This is a genomic window from Streptomyces sp. NPDC051664, from assembly GCF_044453545.1.
Lineage (GTDB): Bacteria > Actinomycetota > Actinomycetes > Streptomycetales > Streptomycetaceae > Streptomyces.
Map to the genome: position 1 here is coordinate 75,896 of NZ_JBITCU010000001.1, position 15,322 is coordinate 91,217.

The 15,322-nt window shown below is 68.5% G+C and carries 14 protein-coding genes; 3 read left to right on the plus strand and 11 right to left on the minus strand.

The features are described 5' to 3' along the window. Positions 1-70 precede the first annotated feature (70 nt). From ACIA8E_RS00375 to ACIA8E_RS00390, 4 genes are all read right to left on the minus strand, one after another. On the minus strand, positions 71-1,489 hold the full coding sequence (locus ACIA8E_RS00375; RefSeq protein ID WP_399292742.1) for a sugar porter family MFS transporter: 1,419 nt from the start codon (positions 1,487-1,489) through the stop codon (positions 71-73). Between the two features lie 230 nt (positions 1,490-1,719). Next, a complete protein-coding gene (gene smc / locus ACIA8E_RS00380) occupies positions 1,720-5,340 on the minus strand; it encodes a chromosome segregation protein SMC (RefSeq protein WP_399292744.1) in 3,621 nt (1,206 codons plus the stop codon). 296 nt (positions 5,341-5,636) lie between these two features. Further along, a complete protein-coding gene (locus ACIA8E_RS00385; protein ID WP_018551753.1) occupies positions 5,637-5,849 on the minus strand; it encodes a hypothetical protein in 213 nt (70 codons plus the stop codon). A 439-nt stretch (positions 5,850-6,288) separates the two neighbouring features. After that, positions 6,289-6,570, minus strand: coding sequence for an acylphosphatase (locus ACIA8E_RS00390; protein WP_093778642.1), 282 nt, complete (start codon positions 6,568-6,570; stop codon positions 6,289-6,291). Between the two features lie 145 nt (positions 6,571-6,715). Here ACIA8E_RS00390 and ACIA8E_RS00395 point away from each other — a divergent pair, with 145 nt between their 5' ends. The 3 genes from ACIA8E_RS00395 to ACIA8E_RS00405 all read left to right on the plus strand — a co-directional run bounded on the left by ACIA8E_RS00395 (position 6,716) and on the right by ACIA8E_RS00405 (position 10,182). Then, positions 6,716-7,672, plus strand: a complete 957-nt coding sequence (locus ACIA8E_RS00395; protein WP_399292746.1) for a CAP domain-containing protein — start codon at positions 6,716-6,718, stop codon at positions 7,670-7,672. A 933-nt stretch (positions 7,673-8,605) separates the two neighbouring features. Beyond that, complete coding sequence (locus ACIA8E_RS00400) at positions 8,606-9,670, plus strand: PP2C family protein-serine/threonine phosphatase (protein ID WP_399292748.1); 1,065 nt, start codon at positions 8,606-8,608, stop codon at positions 9,668-9,670. Between the two features lie 113 nt (positions 9,671-9,783). Then, on the plus strand, positions 9,784-10,182 hold the full coding sequence (locus ACIA8E_RS00405; RefSeq protein WP_399292750.1) for a winged helix-turn-helix transcriptional regulator: 399 nt from the start codon (positions 9,784-9,786) through the stop codon (positions 10,180-10,182). A gap of 30 nt (positions 10,183-10,212) precedes the next feature. Here ACIA8E_RS00405 and mutM read toward each other — a convergent pair whose 3' ends face one another. The 7 genes from mutM to rsmD form a co-directional block, all read right to left on the minus strand. Further along, positions 10,213-11,067 carry a bifunctional DNA-formamidopyrimidine glycosylase/DNA-(apurinic or apyrimidinic site) lyase gene (gene mutM / locus ACIA8E_RS00410; protein WP_030978756.1) on the minus strand — a complete coding sequence of 285 codons (855 nt, stop codon included), beginning with the start codon at positions 11,065-11,067 and terminating at the stop codon, positions 10,213-10,215. Between the two features lie 101 nt (positions 11,068-11,168). Continuing rightward, positions 11,169-11,993, minus strand: a complete 825-nt coding sequence (gene rnc / locus ACIA8E_RS00415; protein ID WP_399292752.1) for a ribonuclease III — start codon at positions 11,991-11,993, stop codon at positions 11,169-11,171. A 19-nt stretch (positions 11,994-12,012) separates the two neighbouring features. Beyond that, positions 12,013-12,186, minus strand: a complete 174-nt coding sequence (gene rpmF / locus ACIA8E_RS00420) for a 50S ribosomal protein L32 (RefSeq protein ID WP_003965982.1) — start codon at positions 12,184-12,186, stop codon at positions 12,013-12,015. 2 nt (positions 12,187-12,188) lie between these two features. Continuing rightward, on the minus strand, positions 12,189-12,857 hold the full coding sequence (locus tag ACIA8E_RS00425; RefSeq protein WP_399292754.1) for a YceD family protein: 669 nt from the start codon (positions 12,855-12,857) through the stop codon (positions 12,189-12,191). Positions 12,858-13,011: 154 nt separating this feature from the next. Next, complete coding sequence (locus tag ACIA8E_RS00430) at positions 13,012-14,106, minus strand: cell division initiation protein (RefSeq protein ID WP_399292756.1); 1,095 nt, start codon at positions 14,104-14,106, stop codon at positions 13,012-13,014. A 98-nt stretch (positions 14,107-14,204) separates the two neighbouring features. Beyond that, complete coding sequence (coaD, locus tag ACIA8E_RS00435) at positions 14,205-14,684, minus strand: pantetheine-phosphate adenylyltransferase (RefSeq protein ID WP_199822945.1); 480 nt, start codon at positions 14,682-14,684, stop codon at positions 14,205-14,207. A 26-nt stretch (positions 14,685-14,710) separates the two neighbouring features. After that, entirely contained in the window at positions 14,711-15,295 is a 585-nt protein-coding gene (rsmD, locus tag ACIA8E_RS00440) for a 16S rRNA (guanine(966)-N(2))-methyltransferase RsmD (RefSeq protein ID WP_399292758.1), read from the minus strand. Between the last annotated feature and the right edge of the window lie 27 nt (positions 15,296-15,322).

A 15,322-nucleotide genomic window follows, 5' to 3' on the forward strand; every position in this document is an offset into this window, starting at 1 on the left:
GCGGATGCGCGCGTCCCCGGCTCGCGGGCGCGGGCCGGGGACGCGTGGTCGAGGAGAGGGGCAGCGGGGATTAGCCCATCTCCTCCAACGCCTTGCCCTTGGTCTCCTTCACGAACTTGAGCACGAAGGGGATCGAGAGCACGGCGAAGCATGTGTAGATGATGTAGGTGCCCGACAGGTTCCAGTCGGCCAGGCTCGGGAAGCTGGCGGTGATCGCCCAGTTGGCGATCCACTGGGCGGAGGCGGCGACACCGAGTGCGGCGGCGCGGATCCTGTTCGGGAACATCTCGCCGAGGAAGACCCAGACCACGACGCCCCACGACAGGGCGAAGAAGAGTACGAAGACATGGGCCGCGACGAGGGCGACGACGCCCTGGGCGGTCGGGAGTTTGCCGTTGACCAGATCGGCGGAGAAGGCCCAGGCCTCGAAGGCCAGCGCGATCGCCATACCGGCGGAGCCGGCCAGCGCGAGCGGTTTACGGCCGATACGGTCGACCAGGACCATCGCGATCACCGTACCGATGATGTTGACGATCGAGGTGGTGAACGACCAGAAGAACGAGTCGGTCGGGTCGATACCGACGGACTGCCACAGCGTCGCCGAGTAGTAGAACGCCACGTTGATGCCGACGAGCTGCTGGAAGATCGAGAGACCGATACCGACCCAGACGATCGGCAGGAAGCCGAAGCGGCTGCCGAGCAGGTCCTTGAAGGTGGACTTGTGCTCGCGGTGCATGGCCGTCTCGATCTCCAGGACGCGGGCGTCCAGGTCGACGGTCTTGCCCTCGACCTCACGGAGGATCTCCCGGGCCTGGTCCTTCTTGCCGACCGAGATCAGGAACCGCGGCGACTCGGGGATCGCGAACGACAGCAGCCCGTACAGGAGCGCGGGAACGACCATCACACCGAGCATCCACTGCCAGGCCTCCAGGCCGCCGATCGTGCCGCGCTGCTTGCCGTCGGCCATCTGCAGGATGCCGAAGTTCACCAGCTGCGAGATGGCGATGCCGATGACGATCGCCGCCTGCTGGAAGGAGCCGAGCCGGCCACGGTAGGCGGCCGGCGACACCTCGGCGATGTAGGCCGGGCCGATGACCGAGGCCATACCGATGGCGAAGCCGCCGATGATCCGCCAGAAGGCAAGATCCCAGAGGGCGAACGGGAGCGCGGAGCCGATGGCGCTGATGGTGAACAGCACCGAGGCGATCCGCATGCACCGGATGCGGCCGATCCGGTCGGCGATACGGCCCGCCGTGGCGGCGCCGATGGCGCAGCCGATCAGAGCGATGGCGATGACCTGGGCCAGGGTTCCGGAGCCGATGTCGTAGCGGTCCCGGATCGCCTCGACGGCGCCGTTGATCACGGCACTGTCGTAGCCGAAGAGGAAGCCACCCATCGCAGCGGCTGCCGTGATGAAGATGACATGGCCGAGGTGTTCCGGATGGGCTGCTCGGGCTCCGGATCCTGGTGTCTGCGATGTGCTGGTCACATGAACTCCTGGTGCCTGGCCGCGTCGTCAGGCGTGGGGGGCGAGTCGTCAGGCGTGGGGGGCGAACTCTTCTCAAGTGGCGCACAACTTTTCAGCCGCCACCACTTGAAGCTAAAAATGACGTTTCAGAGAGTATGTGTTCAAGTTTCGAAGTCAAAAATCGAGCATGGCCCGCTTCTACTCAGGACCACCCAAAAGGTGCGTTGAAGGTTTGAAGAATGAGTAAAGCTTCAGCGCAGTCGCTGGCTGATGACCTTGGAGACCCCGTCACCCTGCATCGACACGCCGTACAGCGCGTCGGCGACCTCCATCGTCCGCTTCTGATGCGTGATCACGATGAGCTGCGAGCTCTCCTGGAGCTCCTCCATGATCCGGATCAGCCGCTGCAGATTGGTGTCGTCGAGTGCTGCCTCGACCTCGTCCATCACGTAGAACGGGCTCGGCCTCGCCTTGAAGATCGAGACCAGCAACGCGACGGCAGTCAGGGACCGCTCGCCGCCCGACAGCAAGGAGAGCCGCTTGACCTTCTTGCCCGGCGGGCGGGCCTCGACGTCGACACCGGTCGTCAGCATGTTGTCCGGATCGGTCAGGACGAGCCGGCCGTCGCCGCCCGGGAAGAGCCGTGAGAAGACGCCCTCGAACTCGCGGGCCGTGTCCCGGTACGCCTCCGTGAACACCTGCTCGACCCGCTCGTCGACCTCCTTGATCACCAGCATCAGATCGGCCCGGGTCTTCTTGAGGTCTTCGAGCTGCTCGGAGAGGAACTTGTGCCGCTCCTCCAACGCCGAGAACTCCTCGAGGGCGAGCGGATTCACCTTCCCGAGTTGCTGGTACGCCCGTTCGGCGGACTTCAGCCGCTTCTCCTGCTCGGCCCTGACGAACGGCTTCGGCTGGTTGCGCGGGTGCTCCGGGTCCTCCGGCAGCTCCTCGCCCTCCGCGGCCGGCGACGGCGGCACCAACTGGTCGGGGCCGTACTCGCCGACCAGCCCGGCCGGCTCCACGCCCAGCTCCTCGAGGGCCTTCGCCTCCAGCTGCTCTATCCGCAGCCGCTTCTCGGCGCCCAGCACCTCGCCGCGGTGGACGGTGTCGGTCAGCTTGTCCAGCTCGCCCTTGAGCTCACGGCCGTGGCCGCGCTCGGCGGTCAGCTCCCGCTCACGCTCCGCCTTCGCCGCCTCGGCCGCGACCCGCTCCTCCTCGGCCCGTACGACGGACACCTCGACGTGAGCGAGAAGCTGACGGGCGCCGGACGCGACGGCGGAGGCGACCGCGGCCTCGTGGCGCAACCGGGTGCGGCGCTGCTCGGCGCGGGCGCGGGCCTCGCGTTCGGCACGGGCGCCGCGATCGAGGGAGTCGGCGCGTCCGGCGAGCCCCTTGACGCGTTCCTCGTGGGTGCGGACCTGGAGGCGGGCCTCCATCTCGGTCTGGCGTGCGTTGGCCCCGTCCGCGGCGAGCCGGTCGCGCACGGAGTTGTCGGGCTCCTCCTCGACCGGCATCTCCTCGGCCACGAGCAGCCGCTCGGCCAGCTCCTCGGCCTCCTCGGTCGCCCGCTCCAGGGCGTCCTGGGCGCGAGCGGCGGAGGCGGCCGACCGCTCGGCCTCACCCGCGGCGCCGCGCGCCTGCCCGGCGAGCCGCCCGAGTTGCTGGGCCACTCCGGACTTCTCCCGCTCGGCGGCCCTGCGCCGTTCCGCCAGCTCCTCGACGAGTTCGGCGCAGGCGCTGCGCCGCTCCCCCGCGAGTCGCTGGGCCTCGGCCAACTCGGTGCACCGAACGGCCAGTTCCGCCAGCTCGGCGGCGGCCTCGTCGACGGACGCCTGCACTTCGAGAAGACTGGGCGCGCCGGCGGACCCACCGTGCGCGAAGTGGGCCCCCAGAACATCCCCCTCGCCGGTCACGGCGGTCAGCTCGGGATGCGTGGCAACGAGATCCTCGGCGTCCTCCAGCGTGGGGACGACCACCATGCCCCGCACGAGCCCGCGCACGGCGCCCATCAGCTCGGCGGGACCGCGAACAAGATCGGCCACGGCCGGCGGGGCGTCCGGACCCGCCGCGCGAAGCGCCGGGCCGGACGCCCCGGCAAGCCCGGCAACACCGTGTGCCGGGGTGTCCTGCCCCGGTACGTGCCCCGCGCCCGCCGCGCCCCCCAGCAGCAACGCCGCCCGCCCCGCGTCCTGCTTGCGCAGCAGGCGGATCGCGTTCGCTGCCGTGGCCGGATCCGTCACGGCCACCGCGTCCGCCGCAGCGCCCAGCGCCGCTGCCACCGCCACCTCGTGGCCCGGGGCCACCGTCAGGAGTTCCGCGGCCGGGCCGAGCAGACCCGACAGGCTGTCCTTCGAGGCGAGCAGCACCCCCGTGCCGTCCTTGCGGCGCAGGCCCAGGGCCAGTGCCTCGTGGCGGGCCGCTACCGCCGCCCGCTTGCGCTCCGCGCCGGTGGCGGCCTCCCGGGCGGCCGAGAGGGCCGCATCCGCCTCCGCCAGCTCCCGTCTGGCGGCGTCGTGGCGCTCGCCCAGCTCCGCGTCGCCCGCGTCCAGGCCCTCCACCTCGGCCTTGAGCTGCTCGTACTCCTCCTGCGCTGCGACCGCCCGCTCCTGCGCCTCGTCGCGCGAGGCGGCCAGCCGGTCGATCTCCGCCTGCGCCGAACCGGCCCGGCTCCGCGCCGCGTTGACCTGTCCGGTCAGCCGCGCCAGACCTTCGCGCCGGTCCGCGATGGCTCGGGCCGCGTCCTTGAGCCTGCGTTCTTCGGCAGCCAACTCCCTTTCCAGTTCGGCCCGGTGGGCGGCGGTGTCCTCCAGCGCGTGTTCCGCCGCTTCCAGCGCGGCCTCCAGCTCCGCCTCCTGCTCACGGATCCGGGCGGCCTCGCGCTCCATGTCCTCCGGGTCGCGACCGCGCCGCTCCTCCTCCGGTGCGGCGGTGGCGCTCTTCACCCGGGCGTCGGCGAGCGAGATCGTGCCGCGTACCCGCTCGGCCAGCTGCGAGAGCTCGTACCAGGTCTGCTGGGCGCGCTGCAGCCGCGGCGCCAGCCGCCGTACCTCGTCCTCCAGCTCCGCCTCACGTGCCAGAGCCGCCTTGAGCTCCGCCTCCGCCGCTTCCCGGCGCTGCTTCAGCGCGGCTTCGTCGGCGATCTCACTGCGCAGCGCGTTGCGCAGCCGCACCAGGTCGTCGGCGAGCAGCCGCAGCCGGGCGTCGCGCAGATCGGCCTGGATGACGGCGGCCCGCCGGGCCACGGCCGCCTGCCGGCCCAACGGTTTCAGCTGCCGCCGCAGTTCGTCCGTCAGATCCTGGACGCGGGCCAGGTTGGCCCCCATCGCGTCCAGTTTCCGCAGCGCCTTCTCCTTCCGCTTGCGGTGCTTGAGCACGCCTGCGGCTTCCTCGATGAACGCGCGCCGCCCCATCGGATCGGCATGGAGTACGGAGTCCAGCTGGCCCTGCCCGACGATGACGTGCATCTCCCGGCCGATACCGGAGTCCGAGAGCAGTTCCTGGATGTCGAGGAGCCGGCAGGTGTCGCCGTTGATCTGGTATTCACTGCCGCCGTTGCGGAACATGATCCGAGTGATCGTCACTTCGGCGTATTCGATGGGCAGTGCGCCATCCGCATTGTCGATGGTCAGCGACACTTCGGCGCGTCCGAGCGGCGGCCGCCCGGTGGTGCCGGCGAAGATCACGTCTTCCATCTTGCCGCCGCGCAGGGATTTGGCTCCCTGCTCACCCATGACCCAGGAGAGCGCATCCACCACATTGGACTTGCCGGAACCGTTGGGACCGACGACACAGGTGATCCCCGGTTCGAACCGCAGGGTCGTGGCGGAGGCGAACGATTTGAAACCACGCAGGGTCAGGGCCTTGAGATGCACGCCGCCGGACTCTACCTTTCGCTCTCGGTTTCGCTGATGAAGGTGCAGGGCACATCAGACGGTAAGGGAAGGGGTGTACGTCCGGGGGCGGTCCGGCGCAGGTCCGCGAGACAAAGAAAGAAGGGACGCCGAGGCGCCCCTTTAAATCTTGCTGCTGTGCTGCGTGACGGATCAAGAACGTGACGGATCAATAGCGCGACAGATCAGAGCGATGATCTTCAGTGATCCGGTGACGATCCGGTGATGAACTCAGACGGCTGACGCAAGCAGCCCGACCGGCCCCTGTGGGCCTTCGGTCAGGTCAGCGCCGGCTCCGCCTGGGGTACGTCGATGTCGATGCTGTCGAGCAGCGACTCTTGGTGCTGGGCGGCGGCGTTGAGCGCGTCGTTCTCGTCCTGAATCCGTACGAGCTCGGATTCAAGATCCTGGACGCGCTGCTGAAGCCGTCGCATCTCGGCGAGGAGTCGCGGGTCGGAACCGCCGACGTAACCGAGAAGCGCCTTTGCCATGATGGATGGTCCTCCACACTGAGTGACCGACCGATGCGGTGTGGGTCGTGAGGGAATCGCACCCGCGGTGCTCGGCAGTGCTCTGTCATCACTGCGGTTCTGCTGCCAACCAGCTCTGCCAAACAGCTAAGGTGCGCGGGGTTTTCAGCGTCTCACCAAAAAGTTTGACGGTCAACACGATCACACCCCGTAAAGGCGGGCGTCCCTGGGGCGCGCGGCTTGACGATCATGCGGCGCGACTCTCCTGCGGGGCCCTGAAGGGCGTGGAGATCATCCTTACTGCCGCAGCCTGGCATGCCAACCGATTCTTGGCAACCACCCGGTCCTTCCGCAGGTCATTTCATGTGTACGCGGATCACTGGCGCACACCGTCACCCCTCGCCGCCCATCGAACACGGTCCGAACACGGCCCCGAATTCGGTCGGCATTCGGATCACGATCAGCGGATGGCAAATCCCTCGTAACCACCGCGCGGGGTGTCCCAGATCTCAGTGACTCCGTCCACGCGGCCGGGTGTGTCGTCGGACCGCAGCCACTCCAGCAGACGGTGGCAATTCTCACGTTGCCCTTCGGCGACAACCTGCACCCGACCGTCGTCGAGATTGAGGGCGAATCCGGTGAGGCCCCCGATCTCCAAAGCATTTGCCCTGGTGAACCAGCGGAACCCTACTTGCTGCACTCGGCCGCGTACCCAAGCAGTGAGCCGCACGTCTTCGTTCATGCCGGAACGCTAACCGGCCAATTGCTCAACGGGCACTTCGGCCCCATAGGCCATGGCGTACAGTCCCGTCGCAATAGCCTCACCTGATCGGGTGAGGCATGTTGACGCCGGGAGTGGCGTCCAGATCGCCAGAAGGGGACAGCAGATGGGCCGCCATCGACGCTCCGCCGCAGGTCCCGAAGCAGGTCCGGCCGCCGACCCGTACAAGGCCGCGAACACCCGCCGCCACCGGGGCGCCCGCCGCAGGAAGCGGTCCGCCATGCAACTGCGTACCGGACTGGTCGGCGTCTCCGCGGCCATGGCCGTCGGAGCTGTCGCCGTGGCCTCCGGACTGCTGCCGGGCGGTGCCGGCTACCACGTGAGCGGCGGCACGGCCGCCGACCAGGTCCGCGCGGACGGGGCGCCGGACCTGCTGACGCAGGGCGGTTCCACCACGGCGCCGGCCGACCGCGGCATGTCGTCGGCCTCGGCCAGCCGCGGTACGGGGCGCTCCCAGGGGCCCGAGGGGTCGCGCTCCCCCAGTTCCTCGTCGACGCCGTCCGCCTCGCCTTCGAAGAAGGCCGAGCAGACCAAGCAGGCGGAGAGGACGGAAGAGAGCGCTGCTCCCTCGGCGGCCGACAGGACGGGCGCCGCCCCGGCAACCGAGACCCCGACGGCCAAGGCCTCCGCGACGACGAAGCCGTCGGCCGCCGCTCCGACCCGCCAGGCCTCGCCCCCGGCTGCCGGCACCTCCGCACAGGCGGCCGTGCTCGCCCTGGTCAACGAGGAGCGCGCGAAGGTCGGCTGCAGCCCGGTGACGGCCAGCGCCTCGCTCGCCTCACTGGCCCAGGACTTCAGTGACGACATGGCGGCCCGCGGCTTCTTCAGCCACACCGACCCGGACGGCCAGACCCCCTGGGATCGTGCCACCAAGGCCGGCGTGACGGGGCTCGGCGGCGAGAACATCGCCCGCGGCCAGGCCGACGCAGCGGCCGTGATGGCCTCCTGGATGAACAGCGAAGGCCACCGAGCAAACATTCTCAACTGCGACTACAAGACACTCGGTGTCGGAGTTCACTTCGGCTCCGGCGGCCCCTGGTGGACGCAGGACTTCGGCTTCTGAGATTTTCGCAGGTCGGCGACCCATCAGCTTCTTGGGCCGTCTCGGGGCCGTTATCGGCGACCGAGGCGGCCCGAACTGTGTCTACGGCCGCCCGCGTACGGGTCTCGCTCGACGCCATCAGATATGTGTAGGTCCGCAGCGTGAAGCCGGGTCATGGTGGCCGAGGTATTCACTGAGAGCCTTGACGCTCTCCCCCGCGTCCAGGAGTACGGACGCGTAGAGATGACGCAGCGCGTGCAATCCGTTATCCCGCCCGGTGACCACACCAGCAGCGCGTGGAGCAGGACGCCACTGGGGATCGCTGAACCGGTTGCGGTTCAGGGAGAGGCCCTCAGGACACCGGCCGATGAGCGACGCCGTGACCGGTGACCCGTCCAGCGTCTTCCAGGGCAACGTCACCTCGGCCGCGGGAAACCGTGTGCGCCGAGATTCGTCGCGGCGAGCGGCATGGAGACACTGGACATCATCAGTCGGTTGCAGGCATCCGGCGTCGACACCGCCACTCCACTCCTGACGCACTCCGGATCACCATGGACACCGGCCGAACCCGCTCCGCGAACCTAAGGGCTGTCCCATAACCCCTGGCGGGCGCACGACGACAGCTACGGCACCTCGCTGCGTTGTCGGAACGCCCGAATACGCCCAGTATGAGGACGCCCCTCCGCCTTGCGATGCACCGCATCTGACGCCGCGCGCTGATCCACCAGGGATTACGGGACAGCCCTTAGGTTCTCCGACTCACGACCAGTCCTGGTGAACGTTTCGACAGTGGCGTATTCCGCTTGGGTGGTAGCCCCCGCGTGGGTGGGAACACGGTGTAGCCGAGTCAGGTGACGTGCAGAGCGGAGCGGAGAGGGGGCGGTTAGCCTGAGCCGACCAGGAGCCCAGCAACGTCAGGGGTTACACGTGGCAAGGCTGGGAGCGTGGAAGTGGGTGGAGAAGCGGGGCCGCCTGCTGCCGGCCATCCTGCTTCTCATTGCCGCATCGATTGATCTCAGCACGCCTCGCACCGTCAGCGCTGCGGCCCTCTATGCGGCTGCGATCTTGTCGGCCGCTCCACTGCTGTCTCTGCGGGGCACCGTTCTCACTGGGGTGTTTGCGCTCCTCATCGACTGGATGATGTTCCGGTATTTCGGCTATCGCCGGAGTGCGATCGCCATCAGCGAGCTGATCATGATTGCGACAGTGACCGTGATCGCGGGCTTCCTCAATCGCGTCTTGTACCACCGGAAAATGCAGCTGGAGTCCGTACGTGACATTGCCGCGGCTGTTCAGCGTGCTGTCCTGCCACACCCTCCGGACAGAATCGGTCCGCTGCACTTTGCCGCACGTTACGAGGCTGCTCAGGCGGATGCGCAAATCGGCGGGGACCTCTACGTAGTGGTCGACACTCCGTTCGGCGTGCGCTGCGTGATCGGTGATGTGCGTGGCAAGGGGATGGGGGCAGTCAGGGCGGTCGCGCTCAGCATCGGGACTTTTCGGGAGGCAGCCCTGCACGAGCCCACCCTGACCGGTCTCGTGGAACGGCTGGAGCAGGCCCTCGTCCTCGAGGCTCAGCAGTTAGGGATCCTGACCGAGCTCGAAGGGTTCGTCACGGGCGTATTGGTCGAGTTCCCCCGGCGAGGAAACAAAGTTCGGTTGGTCAACCGCGGCCACCCGGCACCCCTGCTCATCGTGGGAGACACGGTGCAGTATGTCGAGCCCGGTAGGCGAAGTTTGCCCCTGGGCTTGGGGGCCCTCGACGCCGCCCCTGAGTGCGTCGACACGGTGACGTTCCCCGAAGGGGCCACTCTGCTGCTGTACACCGATGGCCTCATCGAAGCCCGGGACGAAACGGGTACCTTTTACGACCCTGTCGGCAAGTGCACGGAGCACTGCTATGCCGACCCGGATGCTCTTCTTGACGCTCTGATTGCCGACCACTGCCGACACATTGGTGGCCGGAGAACTGATGACATGGCGCTGCTGGCCATCACCCATGCATCCGACAACTCATGACCGATGAGCGCCCCGGACCCGCCGGACGCCCGCCCCGGAGCCTTCTCGCCTCACCACTTACGCCCGCACAGCGCACTCCCGAAGTGAGCACTGTGCGGGCGTAAGCTGTTTTCATGAACGAGAGCACCCGGCGGGACGGCGCCGACAGCCTGCCGTTCGACGTGTTCTCCCGGCAGTGCCCCTCGCGCGGCACGCTGGAACATGTCACCGGACGCTGGGGCAGCCTGACGCTGACCGCGCTCCACGATTCCGGTGCCCGCTTCAACGAGCTGCGGCGCCGGGTCGACGGGGTGAGCGAGAAGATGCTCTCCCAGACGCTTCACGCACTGGAGCGGGACGGGCTCGTCCACCGGGAGGCACAGCCCACCAACCCGCCGCGTGTCGACTACGAGCTGACCCCACTGGGTCGCGAGGTCGCCGACCGGCTGAGCGGGCTGATCCAGCTCGTCGAGGGGCGGATGCCCGAGGTGCTGGACGCCCGCAGCCGTTACGACGAGGCCCGCGGGAGCTGAGGGGCTCCGGCTCGATCGGCCGGATGCCGCTCAGGGCCGCGGCGGCCGCTGGCAGCGCGGGCAGAAGTAGCTGGAGCGGTTCATCCACGGGCGGCGGCGCATCGGCGTACCGCAGCGGTGGCAGGGCTCGCCCTCACGCCCGTAGGCGTCGAGCGACCGGTCGAAGTAGCCCGACTCGCCGTTCACATTGACGTAGAGGCTGTCGAAGCTGGTGCCGCCCTGGTCGAGCGCAGCGTTCATCACGTCGCGGACATGACCGAGCAACTCGGCGGACCTGGGCCGGGTCAGCGTCGCGGTGGGCCGGTCGTAGTGCAGCTTCGTGCGCCAGAGCGCCTCGTCCGCGTAGATGTTGCCGACGCCGCTGATCAGCGACTGGTCGAGCAGGGCGCGCTTGACCGTTGTACGGCGCAGCCGCAGCGCGGTGTGGAACGCGGCGTCGTCGAACGCCGGGTCCAGGGGGTCGCGGGCGATGTGCGCGATGGTGTCGGGCAGCCCGTCGGGGGTGTTCTCGTGGAGCGACAGCCCGCCGAAGGTCCGCTGATCGACGAAGCGCAGCTCGGTGCCGAGGGTGTCGTCGAAGCGGATCCGGATCCGCAGGTGCTTCTCGTCGGGGGCGTCCTGCGGCTGCACGAGCAGCTGGCCGCTCATGCCGAGGTGGCCGAGGAGCGAGGAGGACACCTCGTCCAGCGGCACCCAGAGGTACTTGCCGCGGCGCATGGCCCTGCCGAAGCGGCTGCCGCTGAGCCGGGCCGCGAAGTCCGTGGAGCCCGCGATATGGCGACGGACGGCGCGCGGGTGCAGGACCTCGACGTCGGCGACCGTGCGGCCGGTGATCCAGCGATCGAGACCGCGCCGTACGACTTCGACCTCGGGCAGCTCGGGCACGGTGCAGCTCCTTCAGATCCTTCGGAACAAGGTTACGTACCTGTCTTTGATTACGGACACGGAAAACCCCCCGGTGCACAAGGCACCGGGGGGTCGACGCGTCAGGCCGGAGCGACGTCCGTGGACGGCGACGGGTCGGCAGGGGTGTCGGCGGCCCCTCCGTCGGCGGCGGCCTTGGCCGCAGCTGCCCGTTCCTCCGCGGCGGCGTTGATCTCGCGCCAGGCGGACTCGGCCGCCTGCTGCTCCGCTTCCTTCTTGCTACGGCCGGTGCCGGTGCCGTACGAGACACCACCGACGCGAGCAGCAGCAGTAAAGGTCTTCTCGTGATCCGGGCCGGTCTCCGTGACGAGGTACTCGGGGACTCCGAGACTCTCGCTCGCGGTGAGTTCCTGGAGACTGGTCTTCCAGTCCAGGCCGGCGCCGAGGTTGGAGGACCTGTCGATCAGCGGGTCGAAGAGCCGGTGGACCAGCTCCGAGGCCGCACTGAGGCCCTGGTCGAGATAGACCGCGCCGATCACCGCTTCAAGGGTGTCGGCGAGGATGGACGCCTTGTCCCTGCCACCCGTGCCCTCTTCGCCCCGGCCGAGCCGGATGAAGGAGCCGAGTTCGAGGCCGCGGCCCACCTCAGCAAGTGCACGCGAGTTGACCACCGCGGCCCGCAACTTGGCCAGCTGGCCTTCGGGCAGGTCGGGGTGGGTGCGGTACAGCGTGTCCGTGACCACCAGGCCGAGCACCGAATCCCCGAGGAATTCGAGCCGCTCGTTGGTGGGCAGACCGCCGTTCTCGTATGCGTACGAGCGGTGGGTCAGCGCACGCACCAGAAGGGCGGACTCGAGGTGATACCCGAGCCGCCCTTCCAGAAGCGTGTGGGACGAGGCTGTGTTGACGTTGTCTGCCTGCTTCTTGGCGTGGGACAACTCAGACATCGGGCCTCTCACCAGCCGCTCAGACCTCGAGGACCTGGCGCTTGTTGTACGTGCCGCAGCTCGGGCACGCGATGTGCTGCAGCTTCGGCTCCTGGCAACGCTCGCACGAAACCAGAGTGGGGACCGCAGCCTTCCACTGCGACCGGCGGTGGCGCGTGTTGCTGCGCGACATCTTCCGCTTCGGAACAGCCACGGCTACTTCTCCTGCTTCTCGTCGACGCCCGCTTCGGCGCCGCCCATGTTGTCCTTCTCGCCGTCCGAAACGGTCTCGGCGAGTCCTTGCAATGCCGCCCAACGAATGTCGACGGCATCGTGGTGGTGACCGGGGTTCTCGTCCAGCCTGATTCCGCATTCGGAACACAGACCGGCACAGGACTCCCGGCACACCGGCTGCATCGGCAGTGCGAGCACCACCGCATCGCGCAGCACTGACTCGAGGTCGAACAGGCCGTCCTCGATGAAGAGCCTGTCCTCGTCGTCCTCGGCGTCGTCGGCCGGTTCCGCTTTGATGCGGCCCCGGTCATCGGCGTCAGGGTACGAGAACATCTCCTGGAAGTCCGCCGCAACCTCTTGGCGCAGCGGCTCCAGACACCTTACGCACTCCCCCTCGGCCGACGCACGGGCGGTGCCTGTGACAAGCACCCCTTCCATGACCGATTCGAGGCGGAGGTCCAGTTCCACCGGTGCGCCCTCCGGCACACCGATGACCCCGTCGATACCGAGGTCCTTGGGGGCGTCCACCGAGCGGGTCAGCCGCAGGAGGGCACCGGGACGCCGACCCAGCTCGTGCGTATCGAACACGAGAGGGTTTCGGTGGTCGAGGTGGCCGTTCAGGGCTTTTCCTGCTTTCGAAATCGTATGCATGGCGCATCGCGCACCGTGGGAGGGGCGGACCCGTTCGGAGTCGAAGCGGGCAGCCGGGATCGCAGTCCTACGCGCGACCGAAGAACCAGGATACTGGACGCGTCACCCTGCTCCCAATCGGGTCCGATTCCGGACCCGAATCGACCTGCATCGGTCAGCGCTCCTGCTCGTACCGGCGGAGCTGGTCGAGGTCGATCATGCTGGTGTCGAACAGGCTGGTCTCGTCGAGGGCGCTCTCCCCCTGCTGGTGAAGCCCCTGCTGCGGGAGGGGCTGGTGCTGCCAGCTGTCGTACCCCTGCGTCTGGCCCTGGTCGTAGCCCTGAGCCTGCAGCTGCGCGTGCCCCTGGTCGTAGCCCTGTTGCTGATAGGCGGCGTACGGGTCGGGCTGCTGCTGGTAGCCGTACATGTCCTGCTGGGGCTGCTCCTGGTACGCGTACGTCTCGGCGTAGCTCGGCTGGGCCTGCGTCGGGAAGTGCGGCTGGACCTGCTGGGGAACCGGCTGCGGCTCCGGGGTGGCGAGCTCGGCGAGACCGGCCCAGTGGTCCTCGTCGCTGGTGTGGCCCTGGCTGACCGCGGCGTCCTGGGCGGCCATGTGTGCGCCGAGCTCGTCGGTGGCGACCCGGCCGTGCAGCTTCTGCCGGCCGCGGCCGACCGCCTCCAGGGTCTTGGCCAGCACGGCCTCGAAGGCGCCGAGCTTGGTGTCGACGTATTCGTCGGCGCGGCGCTGCAGCGTCGCCGGGTCGGTGCTGCGCTCCGGGGCCTCGGCGAAGTCCGGGTCCTCGTACCCCTGCTCGTCGAAGGGCTGGCCGTGGCCGAGGAGCTTCTCACGGCCACGGTCGACGGAGCCGATCGTCTTGGTGAGGACGACCTCGAAGTTGGCGAGCTTGCTGTCGACGTACTCGTCGGCCTCGGCACGGACCTCGTCGGCCTCCCGGCGGGCCTCGTCGAGGATGCGGTCGGCCTCGGACTGGGACTGCCGGGCGATCTCGGTGTCGGAGACCAGTGAGCCGCGCTGGGCGTGGGCGGACTCGATGATCCGCTCGGCCTCCTGGCGGGCCTGCTCGACCAGCTGCTCCCGGCCGCCGAGGAGCTCCTGGGCGTGGGCGAGCGAGCCGGGGAGGGCCTCACGTACCTCTTCGAGCATCGCGAGCAACTCGGCGCGGTTGACCACGCACGACGCCGACATGGGCATGGACCGGGCGTTCCCGACCGCTTCGACGATCTCGTCGAGCTTCTTCTGCACGTCCACCGTGTGCTCGCCACTCTCTACTGCTGATTGGAGACGGACGGGACGACTGTACGGCCAGTCGGCGCCCGTCCGACACCTGGTGACGGGCTGTCAGTGGTTCACTCCTGGGCGAGCCGGTCCACCAGGGCCCGGTGGACCAGCGGCGGCAGCAGGTGCGAGACATCGCCGCCCCAGGTCGCGACCTCCTTGACCAGGGAGGACGACAGGAAGCTGTACGTGGGGTTGGTCGGCACGAAGAGCGTTTCGACACCGGAGAGGCCGTTGTTCATCTGGGCCATCTGCAGCTCGTAGTCGAAGTCACTGACGGCTCGCAGGCCCTTCACGATGGCCGGGATGTCGCGCTGCTTGCAGAAGTCGACCAGGAGGCCGTGGAAGGACTCGACCTGGACGTTGCCGAAGTCGGCGGTGACCTGGCGGATCAGCTCGATCCGCTCGTCGACCGTGAACAGGCCCTTCTTGGACTGATTGATCATCACCGCGACATGTACGACGTCGTACAGCTTCGAGGCGCGGCCAATGATGTCGAGGTGTCCATTGGTGATGGGGTCGAACGACCCCGGACAGACGGCGCGGCGCAACTTGAGTCCCTCGCTCTCCGGTGCGGTCATCGTGCGTCTTCGCACGTAGAGGCGGCGCGACCGTACCAAAGCGTTCCCTCGCCGTAGCGACGGGCCCGCAGTGGCTCGAATCCCTTGGGCCAGTTGAATTCTCCGCCTCTGGTGCTCCGTTCCACGGTGACGAGGGCATCGTCCGTGAGCCAGCCCTGGGCACGGAGTGTGAGCAGTATCTCGCCAAGATCGTCGTCGGTGACGACGTACGGCGGATCCAGGAAGACCACGTCGTACGGGTCCGCGGGCGCCGGTCCTGTCACGATCTGTTCGGCTTTGCCGGTACGGACTTCGGCACCGGGCAGGCCGAGCGTACGGACGTTGTCCCGGACCGTGCGGGCGGCCCTGGTGTCCGCCTCGACGAGCAGGGCGTGGACCGCGCCGCGGGAGAGCGCTTCGAGGCCGACGGCGCCTGAACCCGCGTACAGATCCGCGATACGGATGCCCTCCAGGGTGCCGAGGAGCGCCTCCCAGGTGGAGAAGAGGCCTTCGCGTGCGCGGTCGGAGGTGGGGCGGGTGCCGGTGCCGGGCGGGACGGCCAGGCGGCGTCCGCCGGCCGAGCCGGCGATCACGCGGGTCATGGGTGTCTGAATCCTCGGGTCGGGGTG